The 12,879-nt window shown below is 35.6% G+C and carries 13 protein-coding genes; all 13 read right to left on the reverse strand.

Annotated elements, in window-relative coordinates:
• Positions 1 to 148: 148 nt before the first annotated feature.
• Positions 149 to 379 carry a KH domain-containing protein gene (locus tag BN2390_RS08770; RefSeq protein ID WP_053983976.1) on the reverse strand — a complete coding sequence of 77 codons (231 nt, stop codon included), beginning with the start codon at positions 377 to 379 and terminating at the stop codon, positions 149 to 151.
• A gap of 25 nt (positions 380 to 404) precedes the next feature.
• Positions 405 to 650, reverse strand: coding sequence for a 30S ribosomal protein S16 (gene rpsP, locus BN2390_RS08775; RefSeq protein WP_053983977.1), 246 nt, complete (start codon positions 648 to 650; stop codon positions 405 to 407).
• A 38-nt stretch (positions 651 to 688) separates the two neighbouring features.
• Positions 689 to 2,023, reverse strand: coding sequence for a signal recognition particle protein (ffh, locus tag BN2390_RS08780; protein WP_053983978.1), 1,335 nt, complete (start codon positions 2,021 to 2,023; stop codon positions 689 to 691).
• Between the two features lie 14 nt (positions 2,024 to 2,037).
• Positions 2,038 to 2,391 carry a YlxM family DNA-binding protein gene (ylxM, locus tag BN2390_RS08785; protein WP_053983979.1) on the reverse strand — a complete coding sequence of 118 codons (354 nt, stop codon included), beginning with the start codon at positions 2,389 to 2,391 and terminating at the stop codon, positions 2,038 to 2,040.
• A gap of 79 nt (positions 2,392 to 2,470) precedes the next feature.
• Positions 2,471 to 3,370 (reverse strand): signal recognition particle-docking protein FtsY, encoded by a 900-nt coding sequence (ftsY, locus tag BN2390_RS22410; protein WP_408633739.1) that lies wholly within the window; start codon positions 3,368 to 3,370, stop codon positions 2,471 to 2,473.
• 600 nt (positions 3,371 to 3,970) lie between these two features.
• Positions 3,971 to 7,543, reverse strand: a complete 3,573-nt coding sequence (gene smc / locus BN2390_RS08795; protein WP_053983980.1) for a chromosome segregation protein SMC — start codon at positions 7,541 to 7,543, stop codon at positions 3,971 to 3,973.
• Between the two features lie 14 nt (positions 7,544 to 7,557).
• On the reverse strand, positions 7,558 to 8,277 hold the full coding sequence (rnc, locus tag BN2390_RS08800) for a ribonuclease III (RefSeq protein ID WP_053983981.1): 720 nt from the start codon (positions 8,275 to 8,277) through the stop codon (positions 7,558 to 7,560).
• 122 nt (positions 8,278 to 8,399) lie between these two features.
• On the reverse strand, positions 8,400 to 8,636 hold the full coding sequence (gene acpP, locus BN2390_RS08805) for an acyl carrier protein (RefSeq protein ID WP_053983982.1): 237 nt from the start codon (positions 8,634 to 8,636) through the stop codon (positions 8,400 to 8,402).
• A 68-nt stretch (positions 8,637 to 8,704) separates the two neighbouring features.
• Entirely contained in the window at positions 8,705 to 9,694 is a 990-nt protein-coding gene (gene plsX / locus BN2390_RS08810) for a phosphate acyltransferase PlsX (protein ID WP_053983983.1), read from the reverse strand.
• A gap of 78 nt (positions 9,695 to 9,772) precedes the next feature.
• Positions 9,773 to 9,949 (reverse strand): 50S ribosomal protein L32, encoded by a 177-nt coding sequence (rpmF, locus tag BN2390_RS08815; RefSeq protein WP_053983984.1) that lies wholly within the window; start codon positions 9,947 to 9,949, stop codon positions 9,773 to 9,775.
• Positions 9,950 to 9,968: 19 nt separating this feature from the next.
• Positions 9,969 to 10,478, reverse strand: a complete 510-nt coding sequence (locus BN2390_RS08820; protein ID WP_053983985.1) for a YceD family protein — start codon at positions 10,476 to 10,478, stop codon at positions 9,969 to 9,971.
• 65 nt (positions 10,479 to 10,543) lie between these two features.
• Positions 10,544 to 11,740, reverse strand: a complete 1,197-nt coding sequence (locus BN2390_RS08825; RefSeq protein WP_053983986.1) for an acetate/propionate family kinase — start codon at positions 11,738 to 11,740, stop codon at positions 10,544 to 10,546.
• 39 nt (positions 11,741 to 11,779) lie between these two features.
• A complete protein-coding gene (pta, locus tag BN2390_RS08830; protein ID WP_053983987.1) occupies positions 11,780 to 12,775 on the reverse strand; it encodes a phosphate acetyltransferase in 996 nt (331 codons plus the stop codon).
• Positions 12,776 to 12,879: the final 104 nt, after the last annotated feature.

Consider the following 12,879-nt stretch of genomic DNA (forward strand, 5'->3'; position numbering starts at 1 on the left):
TATACCCTATGTCTTGCTTTATTAAAACACTCAATCTATAAGTTAATTATTGTTTATTTTATACCTAATATGAATAAATACTAAGATAGACGTTTAGTAGATCTATAAAAATTCTGTATATAATAAATAGGCTAGGGAATTCCCTAGCCTATTCACTAATTTCAACAACTACTTTCTTACTAGAAGATGCTGTTGCTGATTTCACAATGGTACGGATTGCTTTAGCAATCTTGCCTTGCTTTCCGATGATTTTACCCATATCGCTTGGGGCTACTTTTAGTTCTAGAATTACTGCATTCTCTTCCTCACGTTGTGAAACAGAAACTTCTTCTGGCAAATCTACCAATTGTTTGGCGATCACTTCAACTAAACTTTTCATCGGATCCCCTCCATGTGGGCGTTAATTACATTTCAACGCCAGATTTTTTAAGTAAAGTTTTAACTGTATCTGTTGGTTGAGCACCATTTGCTAACCATTTTTCTACAGCTTCTTTATTTACGCTTAATTCATTTGGTTCTTGACATGGATTGAAGTAACCTACTTCTTCGATGAAACGACCATCTCTTGGTGAACGAGAATCTGCTACTACGATTCTATAAAAAGGAGCTTTCTTTGCACCTAATCTTTTTAAACGAATTTTTACTGCCATGTTGTTACCTCCTAAGGTTAATTAATTATATTATTTATTTACATAAAAGGTAATTTAAATTTACCTTTTTTGCCTTTCATCATACCAGACATTTGTTTCATCATTGTTTGCATTTGCTCAAACTGTTTGATGAGACGATTAACTTCTTGAAGATCACGTCCACTTCCTGCTGCAATACGTTTCTTACGAGACATATTAATAATACTAGGATTTTGACGTTCCTCTTTCGTCATAGATAAAATAATGGCTTCAATGTATGCTAGTTGTTTGTCATCTACATCGATTTCACCAAGCTTAGATGTATTCATGCCTGGTAACATGCCTAAGATTTGGTTAAGTGGACCCATTTTTTTAATTTGACGCATTTGATCTAAAAAGTCATCAAAGTTAAATTCAGCTTTTCTAAATTTAGCTTCTAATTCTTTTGCTTTATCTTCATCGTAATTTTGTTGAGCCTTTTCGATTAATGTTAATACGTCACCCATACCCAAAATACGAGAAGCCATACGCTCTGGATGGAATGGTTCTAAATCACTAAGTTTTTCACCCATACCTGCATATTTAATAGGTTTGTTGGTTACGGCTTTTACAGATAATGCTGCACCACCTCTGTTATCACTATCTAACTTAGTCATAACAATACCATCAATCCCTAGTGCTTCATTAAAGGATTCTGCTACGTTTACAGCATCTTGCCCTGTCATCGCATCTACAACTAAGAGAATCTCTCTTGGCTTAACTTCCGCTTTAATGAATTTAAGCTCGTCCATAAGCACTTCATCAATATGAAGACGTCCTGCTGTATCGAGGAGTACTACATCAAAGTTATTTTCTCTCGCATATTCCATACCTGCTTTTGCAATATCAACAGGATTATGGTCTGTCCCTAAAGAAAAAACTGGAATGTTAACTTGTTTCCCTACTTTCATAAGCTGGTCAATAGCAGCTGGACGATAAACGTCACATCCTACTAATAATGGTCTCTTACCTTGGGATTTGATAAGTGCTGCAAGTTTACCACTTGTTGTTGTCTTACCTGCTCCTTGGAGACCTACCATCATAATTGGTGTAATACCTTTTGAAGCAAATGTAATTTTGCTTTGTGTACCACCCATAAGGGCTACAAGCTCATCATTAACAATTTTAATGACTTGCTGTCCTGGTGTTAAACTTTCTAACACCTCAGTGCCTACTGCACGTTCTTCTATTGTTTTAATAAACTGTTTAACAACTTTAAAGTTAACATCTGCTTCTAAAAGTGCAAGCTTAACTTCTCTTAATGCTAGTTTAACATCTTTATCGCTAAGCTTCCCTTTACTTTTAAGCTGTTTAAAAACATCTTGCAATTTGGTTGATAATTGATCAAAGGCCATTTCCGGAATTCCTCCTACATTTCACTTGACAATTGTTCAAGAAGTGCAATAGCTTCTTGCAATTGCTTTTCTTTTTCTGTTTCACCAAGTGGTGAGCATTGTTTAAGTTTATCTTTTACCTCTGTAAGAATCTTTTCCTGTTTGACGTATTTTGTCCATAATTCTAGCTTACTTTCAAGATCCAACATCTTTTGTTCAGCTTTCTTAATTGTGTCAAAAACGCTTTGGCGGCTAATATTGTAGGTGGTAGCGAGCTCTCCTAGCGATAAATCATCAAAATAATATCGCATCAATAAATCACGCTGCTTGTCTGTAAGTAGTGACTCATAAAAATCATATAAATAACTCACTTCAACAAACTTCTCCATACAACACCCCCTAGCTGTCAGCCTCTTTTACTTTACAGATGAATTATAAAGAATAACTTGTATTTTGTCAACTCTAATTTTATTTTTGTTCAAAAAGAGCTGCTGCAAAAGCTTTAGGGTCAAAAGGTTGAAGATCATCAATCTTTTCCCCTACACCAATATATTTAACAGGTACATTTAAGTTTTCACAAATACCTACCACGGCTCCACCTTTAGCTGTTCCATCTAATTTTGTTAAAATGATACCATCTACGTTCGCTACTTCTTTAAAAACTTTAACTTGTGAAATAGCATTTTGCCCTGTTGTTGCATCTAAAACAATTAGCACTTCTTTATGTGCTTCTGGATATTCACGTTCAATAATACGTCCCATTTTTTCAAGTTCTTTCATTAGGTTCGTCTTGTTTTGCAGACGCCCCGCTGTATCACAGATAAGTAAATCACACTTTCTTGATTTTGCAGCTTTAATCCCATCATATACAACAGCGGCCGGATCTGATCCTTCTTCATGCTTAATAAGTGGCACGCCTGAACGATCTGCCCAAATTTGGAGTTGTTCAATAGCTGCTGCACGGAATGTATCTGCTGCTGCTAAAATAACATTCTTATTCTCTTCTTTGAATTGATGTGCTAACTTACCAATTGTAGTCGTTTTACCTACCCCATTCACACCGATAACTAAAATAACATTGGGCTTACCTTCTTCAACAAGTGGTTTCCACTCATGAGCTGTTAAAATCCCTGTGATGATTTCTTGTAATGCAAGTTTTAAATCACCTGGTTCAGTAATTTTCTCTGTTTTAACTTTTTCACGAAGTTTTTCCATGATATTCATGGTAGTTTCTACACCAAAGTCAGCCATGATTAGGGCTTCCTCTAATTCTTCATAAAGGTCTTCATCTATTTTCTTAAAGCCTTTTAAAACATCATCTACAGCACCTAAAAACTGGTCACGTGTTTTTGTTAACCCACTAAACAACTTAGAGAAAAGTCCCTTTTTCTTAGGCGTTTCTTCACTCCCACTATTTTCACCTTGTTTAGCTTCCTCTGCTAATCTTGCTTCCTCAGCTTGTTTAGCTTCTTCTGCTAATCTTGCTTCCTCAGCTTCTTTAGCCTCTTCTGCTAATCTTGCTTCCTCAGCTTCTTTAGCCTCTTCTGCTAATCTTGCTTCCTCAGCTTCTTTAGCCTCTTCTGCTAATCTTGCTTCCTCAGCTTCTTTAGCTTCTTCTACTAATCTTACCTCCTCAGCTTCTTTAGCCGCTTCTGCTAATCTTGCTTCCTCAGCTTCTTTAGCTTCTTCTGCTAATCTTGCCTCCTCAGCTTCTTTAGCCTCTTCTGCTAATCTTACTTTCTCAGCTTCTTTAGCTTCTTCTGCTAATCTTGCTTCCTCAGCTTCTCTAGCTTCTTCTGCTAATCTTGCTTCCTCAGCTTCTCTAGCTTCTTCTGCTAATCTTGCTTCCTCAGCTTCTCTAGCTTCTGACTCTAGATTTTGACTTTCGTCTATATGAGCTCCTTCAACTGGCTTAGTCTCTTCTTTTCTTTTGAATAATTTCTTAAAAAATGACACGTATGGTCCTCCTTAACTTGTCTTTTTATCTAAATATTTTGTTGCCTCTTCAAGTTTAATTGAAAGGACAGTGGAAACACCTCTCTCTTGCATAGTCACACCATAAAGTGTATCTGCACGTTCCATTGTACCTTTTCTATGTGTAATAACAATGAACTGAGTGTCTTTTGAAAGATTTCCTAGATACTCTGCAAAACGTAATACGTTGGCATCATCTAGTGCCGCTTCAATCTCATCCAGTACGCAGAATGGTGATGGTTTAAGCTTAAGAATACCAAAGAGCAATGCAATAGCTGTTAGCGTTCTCTCTCCCCCTGATAGAAGGGTCATATTTTGTAGCTTCTTACCTGGTGGCTTAGCAATAATCTCAATCCCTGATTCAAGAATGTTCTCTTCATCCACTAATTGTAAGAATGCCATCCCACCGCCAAAGAGCTCTTTAAAGACATAACTGAAATTTTCTGCAATAACTGTAAACTGCTCTCTAAAGATTTCATGCATTTGCGCTGTAAGCTGATCAATAAGCTCCATTAATGTTGCTTCAGCTTTTTCAATATCTTGTCGCTGAGTAGATAAAAATTCAAAACGTGTTTTAGTCTCATCAAACTCTACTACTGCATTTACATTAACATGACCAATCACTTTTATTTGTGCACGTAATCTATCAGCTAATTTTTTCATTTCTACAATAGGCCCCATATCTTTCTTAAATGGTAAACATGCAGAATAAGTCAGTTCATACTGCTCCCACATATTATCGCTTTGTTTCTTCTCTTCTAGCTCTACCATTTCTTTTCTAGTCGTTAACCTATAATGTTCTTCTTTTAACTTCGCAACACGTTCTAATATACGTTCAATTTCTTTTTCATAATTTGATAACGTTTCTTCTAATTGAACACGCCCTTTTTCTAAGTCCACTTTACTTTGTTTGGAGTTTTCAATCTCCTCACCTAACTTTTTAATAGTTTCATGGGTATCTTCAATCGTAAGTCGAATTTTCTTCTCATCCTCAAGTAAAGAATCTTTACGTTCTATAATATTTAAATGTTGCTCATCCGAATTTGATAAGTTATGTTCAATATTTTTTATCTGTTCTTCAATATGTTTACGACTGCCTCTTATACTCATCTNTAATTCATTTCTTAGTGCCTCTCGCCTAGATTTAAGGCTTTCTAACTCTGCCTCTAATGCTTTAAGACTTTCTTGATCCATAACAATAGTTTCTTCTAATGCTTTGATCTTGTCATAGACTTCATCCTTGCCTTTTGCTACAACTTCTTTTGCTTCTTCTATGGAGAGTTTTTCTTCTACCAATTGAAGTTGAGATTGTTTCGTAAGCTTGAGACTATTTTCACCTTTATCTATTTCTAAGATAATTGTTTTTTCAGTTTCTTTTAAGCTTTCACACTGCTTGTATAGTGTTTCCCATTCTACTCTCAGCGTTTCTTTTTCTGCTTCATGGTCTTTAATCGCCTGGCTCAATGCTACAGTTTCTTCTTCTAACTGTACATGTAAAGCCTGAAGTTCCTTGAGTTCTCTTGTACGAGAGAAAATATTATTCTTATTATTTTTACTTGCACCACCACTTAATGATCCCCCTGCATGGAACACTTCTCCATCCAAAGTTACAATTTTATAGCGGTATTTATACTTGCGTGCAATTTGTGAGGCATGATTCATATCATCTACAATCAAAATACGTCCAAGTAAATTGGCTACAACAGGACTATATATGCTATCAAAGGTAACAAGTTCACTCCCAAGCCCTAGGAATCCTGTCTCCTTACGTAGTGCCGCTATGTCCTGAACGGCTCCAAAGGCCTGAATAGTATCTAAGGGTAAGAAAGTTACCTTGCTAATATTACGTTGTTTCATAAGTTGAATCATCGCTTTAGCATCTTGCTCTGTTTGCGTAACAATATTTTGCATTGCACCACCTAAAGCGGTTACAATAGCAATTTCATAGTCTTTTGGCACTTGAATGACATCTGCTGTAATACCTAGTATTCCTTGCCACTTGCCCGGCTCTTGCTTTTTAATAGTCAGAACTTGCTTAACACTTTGATAATAGCCCTCAAAGTCATTTTTAACTTGTTCTAACCAAGCAATTTGGCGCTTTGCTTGATCCTTTTTCTGAGCATTAGAATGCCAGCTACGCTCAAGCTCTGTAAGGGTATCTTGAAGAGTCTTTCTTTGCTCTTCAAGTGTATTAAAAGCTGTTTGTGCTTGCTCTAGCTTTTCTTTTGTTTCCTTTTCTTTTTTACGCCCCACTTGCAAACTTACTTCTTGATGCGTAATATCACTATTTAAGGTTTGAATAGCTTCAGTCAATTGACTATAACGGTAATCCATCTGTTCTTCAATGGAACTTTGCTTATCAATTTCTGACTTTAAAAGGTCTATTTGATGTATTTTATCAAATACCTCGGCCTTAGAGCTTTCAAGATTCTTTTCTTTTTGTTCCAAGCTCATTTGTTCTGTTTCAAAGGCTGCCTCTTTTTTAATTAAGCGTTCTCTTTTTGTTGCTTCCTCTAATTCTAGAGCTGTTCCTTTAACTTTAAGCACTTGATGCTCATTTTGCATCGTTTCTTTATAGTCTTGTTGTTTCTTTGTATCTTTATCAATCTGATCAATCAATTGATGAATACTACTAATACGTTCTTCACTAATTTGAATGCTCGCTTGCTGACGCTGTTGGTCTTTTTCTAACTGGCTAATATGATTAAGTAACTTTTCAAGTTCACTAAAAAGCTCTTGACGTTTTTCTTTACATTCAGTTTGTCTAATAAGTATCGTATCTTTTTGTGCGTTAGTATCCTTCAACTCACGTTCTATATTGTCTAGCGTTTCACCTAGCTTCGCAGTATCTTGTTTAATACGCTCAACTTCTTCAATATAAAGATTAATGTCAACTTCTTTAAGCTCATCTTTTAATTTCCAGTAAGACCTTGTCTTTTCTGCTTCTTTTTCTAATGGTTCTAAACGCGATTCAATTTCACTCATAATATCATGTATACGGAGTAAATTTTCACGTTCTTTTTCAAGCTTTTTCTCTGCTTCTAGCCTTCTCACTTTATATTTATAAATACCTGCAGCTTCTTCGAATAAGCTACGTCTATCTTCTGGTTTTGAGCTTAGAATCTTATCAATCTGACCTTGTCCAATGATTGAGTATCCTTCTTTCCCAATCCCTGTATCCATAAAGAGTTCTTGAATATCTTTAAGCCTACAATGTGACCCATTAATAAAATATTCACTCTCTCCTGATCTATATACACGTCTTTTAATCACAACTTCTTCATATTCAATAGGAAGAACATGATCATCATTTTTAATATACATGGCTACTTCTGCATAACCTAAAGATTTCCGCTTTTCAGTCCCTGCAAAAATAATATCTTCCATTTTAGTCCCACGCAATGTCTTTGCACTTTGCTCTCCTAGAACCCATCTAATGGCATCTGCTACGTTACTTTTTCCACTTCCATTTGGACCAATAACGGCTGTTATCCCTTGTGGGATACTTAGCTTAACCGCATCACCGAAAGATTTAAATCCATGTATCTCTATTTTCGCTAGATACATATATCACCTCATCATTATTTTTCTAAAGCTTTTAAGGCTGTTTGAGCTGCACGCTGTTCGGCTTCTTTTTTACTTTTTCCTACCCCTTTACCTAGACATGTTTCACCATGGTAAACGGCAACATAGAAATCTTTATCATGATCTGGGCCTTTTTCATCAACTACTTCATAATGTAGTGGTTGAAGGCTTTCTCTTTGAATATTCTCTTGTAAGATGGTTTTAAAATCTGTATAAAGTGCATCTACTGAAAGATGATCCACATTTTTTATAAGCGTAGCTGTTAAAAAGGCAACAACATCTTCAAACTGTCCATCTACAAAAATTGAACCGGTTACCGCTTCAAATGCATCCGCCAAGATAGAATTACGTGTACGTCCTCCGGTCATCTCTTCCCCTTTACCGAGAAGAATATAGCTTCCTAGCTCCATAAGACGTGCTGTCTTAGCTAATGAGCCTTCACAAACAATACTTGCTCTAATCTTGGATAAATCGCCTTCTGGCATACTTGGATATTTATCAAATAAATACTTACTAATAATTAAATCTAAAATAGCATCGCCTAAAAACTCCAGACGTTCATTATCTTTAATTTGTAAATTACGATGTTCATTGGCAAATGACCTATGTGTCACTGCATTTCTTAAATGTTCCAAGTCATTAAACTTATAACCTATACGAGATTCTAACTCTATAAGCTTTTTTTGACTCATTATAGTTCCTAATTTTTTGTGCATATTAATCGCTCCTAATTTAAGTGAATAGCACACTTTAAATAGATTGTTGAATAATTAATAGATTTACCTATTCAACATTCTATTTAAGATATGCGAAAAGCCCCGCTAAGCGAGGCTATTTATTAATCTAATCCATTTGCTTGTTTAATGAATTCTACAACATCCCCTACTGTTGCAATATTTTCTGCATCTTCGTTGGAGATTTCTAAATCAAATTCTTCTTCTAAAGCCATTATAATTTGAAAAATATCCAGAGAATCTGCATTGAGGTCATCCGTAAAAGATGTTTCTAATGTTACATCTCCTTCTGAAATATTAAGCTGTTCACTAATAATTTCTCTGACTTTCTCAAATACCATACTAACACCTCTTATGAAAATTTATACTTTGATAATATTATATACATGTTTTGTAGTCAATATTATTTTTAACTAAATTTAGAAGCTATTTTCTCAACTAATTGATCTTCAATGAACTGTTCAGTTTGTAAGATTGTAGCATAAATCTGTTCTCTTTTAGAATTACCATGAGTTTTAACCACAAGTCCATTCACGCCTAAAAGTGGTGCGCCACCTTTTGAGGCATAATCAAACTTCTGCTTAATATTTTTAATTCCCTTCATCATAAGTGCCGCAGCAAGCTTTGTGATGAAATTACGTTTGAATTCGTCCTTAAGCATAGAAAATACCCACATGCCGAATCCTTCCATAAATTTGAGCACTACATTTCCTACAAAAGCATCACAGACTAAAACATCAGCATGTCCAGCTGGTATTTCTCTTGCTTCAATATTTCCAATGAAGTTAACCTTGTCATCTTCTTTAAGGAGTTTGAAAGCTTCTTTTGTTAAACTATTACCTTTTTCTTCTTCTGTACCCACGTTAATGAGACCTACTTTAGGGTTTTTAACACCCATACACTCTTCCATATAAACAGTTCCCATACGTGCAAACTGAGTAAGATAAGAAGGTTTTGCGTCCATATTCGCACCACAGTCAATAAGTAATGTATTGCCTGTTTTAGTTGGAATAATAGGGGCTAATGCAGGGCGTTCTACACCTTTAATTCTTCCCACTATTAAAGTTCCTCCGGCAAGTAATGCACCAGAGTTTCCGGCAGATACAAGGCCATCTACCTTTTTATCTTTAACAAGATTTAATCCAACAACCATGGATGACTCTTTTTTTGAACGAATTGCGCTAACAGGATGGTCTTCCATTGTAATACAGTCTTGGGCATCCACAATTTCAATTTTACTTGAATCATATGTAGTGTCCTTGAGCTTTTGGCGAATTACAGTTTCATTACCTACAAGTACAAGTGTGCTTTTGATTTCTTTAGAAGCTAAAATACATCCTTGAAGTACTTCGTCGGGTGCATAATCTCCACCCATAACATCTACTGCTATCTTTGGCATTTTCATCACCCTTTATCATTTACTACAATTTAACTAAATATGCAAAAAGACAGCATATAGCTGCCTTCTTGCCGAAAATTAATCTACTTTAACTACAACGCGATTTGCGTAAGAACCACATGCTTTACAAACACGGTGTGGCATCATAAGTTCACCACATTTAGAACATTTTACTAAGTTAAGTGGAGAAAGTTTCCAATTTGCTTTACGTTGGTTTCTTCTTGCTTTACTAGTCTTTCTTTTTGGTACTGCCATGTTAACACCTCCTCAGTTGCTATTCTTTGCTATTAAGACAAAAAATATCTTTTAGCGCCTCTAGTCTTGGATCGATGTCAGCTTTATCACATTTACATGTGACTTCATTCAAGTTGGCACCACATTCTAGGCACATTCCTTTGCAATCCTCTTTGCAGAGGGATTTCATTGGCATGGCCATAGCAATACTCTCTAAAATGGTATCTGACAAATCAACACTAGATTTTGTCACACGTTTAATATCCTCATCCCCTATAAGCAATTCCTCGCTTGTAGAAAATTGGTCATCAAGTATGGCATGCAGAGGATAATCAAACGTACGCATGCAACGATCACATACAAGCTTAAGTGTGATGTCGACTTCACCTTTTACAGTGTAAAGCTCACCGCTTTTTTCGACTGTCCCATATACTCTTGCAGTGTAATCTGTCACCTTGCTTAACAATCTTAGATTTGGTAAAGAAATTTGTATTTCTTTATCAAATTCTAGTATGTCTTGTTTTGTAAGTGTCTGGATATTTATTATCATTCGTTTTCACTCCACTAGGTAACACTTCTGTAATTATACATATCCTAGGATATTTTGTCAATGGATTATTTGTGAAGTAATCTTTTAGCGTCTCTTGCAATCATAAGTTCTTCATTTGTTGGTACTAATAACATACGAACTTTTGCATTTTCTGCTGATAGATCTCTTTCTACACCACGACATTTATTTTTTTCAACATCGATTTCAACGCCTAACCATGTAAGCATATTTGCAACTTCTTCTCTCATGATTGCATTGTTTTCACCAAGGCCACCTGCGAAACAGATTGCATCTACACCATTCATAAGTGCTGCATATGCACCAATGTATGATACTAAACGATGTTGGAATGCATCCATTGTGAAACGAGATGCTTCATCACCAGCTACAACACCATCTTCGATTTCTCTAAAGTCACTACCCATTTCAGATAATGCAAGTACACCTGATTTTTTGTTAAGCATAGCATCTACTTCTTTAGCGCTCATGCCTTCTTTTTCCATTAAAAATGGAATAATAGCAGGATCGATATCTCCTGAACGTGTACCCATTACAAGACCTGCAAGTGGTGTGAAGCCCATTGATGTTTCCACAGATTCACCATTTTTAACAGCACATACACTTGCACCGTTACCTAAATGACATACAATGATTTTAGCTTCTTCAACTGATTTACCAATCATTTCAGCAGCTTTTTGTGATACATATTTATGTGATGTACCATGGAAACCATATTTACGAACACCATGTTTTTTGTAGTATTCTTGTGGAATAGCATACATAAAAGCTTCTTTTGGCATTGTTTGGTGGAAAGCAGTATCAAATACAGCTACCATAGGTACACCTGGCATAAGTTCTTCACATGCACGAATACCTGTTAAGTTTGCTGGATTATGAAGTGGTGCAAGATCACAACAATCTTCGATTGCTTTGATAACTTCATCTGTGATTACTACAGAGTCAGTGAATTTTTCTCCACCATGTACGATACGGTGACCTACTGCATCAATTTCATCAATTGAAGATACACATGCAGTTGTACCTGTTGTAATCATCTCGATCATTTTTTCTAGTGCTTCTTTGTGAGTATGGAATTCACATGGAATTTTCACTGTTTCTTGACCTTCTGTTGTGTGTTTGATGAAAGAACCATCAATACCTATTCTTTCACAGATACCGATAGCTAATACGCTTTCGTTTTCCATGTTTAATACTTGATACTTAAGTGATGAACTACCACAGTTTACTACTAAAACGTTCATTGAACTCTCTCCTTAAAAATAAATTATAATAATTTGTTACTAGTTATTTTGAGCTTGTACTGCTGTAACTGCTACAACACCAACGATGTCATCTGCGCTACAACCTCTTGATAAGTCATTTACAGGTTTAGCAATACCTTGTGTAATAGGACCATAAGCTTGCGCTTTTGCAAGACGTTGTACAAGTTTGTAACCGATATTACCTGCATCTAAGTCAGGGAAAACAAGTACATTTGCTTTACCTGCTACTTTACTTTCTGGTGCTTTTGCAGCCCCAACTTCTGGTACGATTGCAGCATCTAATTGAAGCTCGCCATCAACAGTAAGTTCTGGATATTCAGCTTTTGCAATACGTGTAGCTTCTACAACTTTATCTACATCAGCGTGTTTTGCACTACCGTATGTAGAGTGAGAAAGCATTGCTACAATAGGTTCTTCCCCTACTAATTGTTTAAAGCTTTTTGCTGAACTATCAGCAATTGCTGCAAGTTCTTCTGAATTTGGATTTTGGTTAAGTCCACAGTCAGAAAATACGAAAATACCATTTGAACCTAAGTCACAATTTGGTACGTCCATTAAGAAGAATGAAGATACAAGTTTTGTACCTTTAGCTGTTTTTAAGATTTGAAGAGATGGTCTAAGAACATTAGCTGTTGAGTTGACTGCACCAGCAACCATACCATCAGCTTTGCCCATTTTTACCATCATTACACCTAAGAATAAAGAATCTTTTTGAAGAAGTTCAGTTGCTTTTTCAGTTGTCATACCTTTAGCACCACGAAGTTCTACAAGTTTCTCAATATAAGTATTCATTTCTTCAAATGCTTGAGGATCTACAATTTGAGCTTTTTCTAAATTTAAGCTATCTGCTTTATTTAAAATCTCTTCTCTGTTACCAATAAGAATAAGATCTGCAATTTCTTCCTTTAAGATAGCATGTGCAGCATTAAGCGTACGCATATCTCCTGTTTCTGGTAAAACAATTGTTTTCTTGTCACTTTTTGCACGTGCTTTAATTGAATCTAAAAAAGACATAATAAAACCCCTTTCAAATTTTTCCTTTTATCAATTCCTCTTTTCATATTATATAAAATGTATCTCGTGTATACAAGAGTGAATTTGAAAAAATTCGTCTTTCT

The sequence above is a fragment of the Niameybacter massiliensis genome, from assembly GCF_001282685.1.
Classification (GTDB): Bacteria; Bacillota; Clostridia; order Lachnospirales; family Cellulosilyticaceae; genus Holtiella; species Holtiella tumoricola.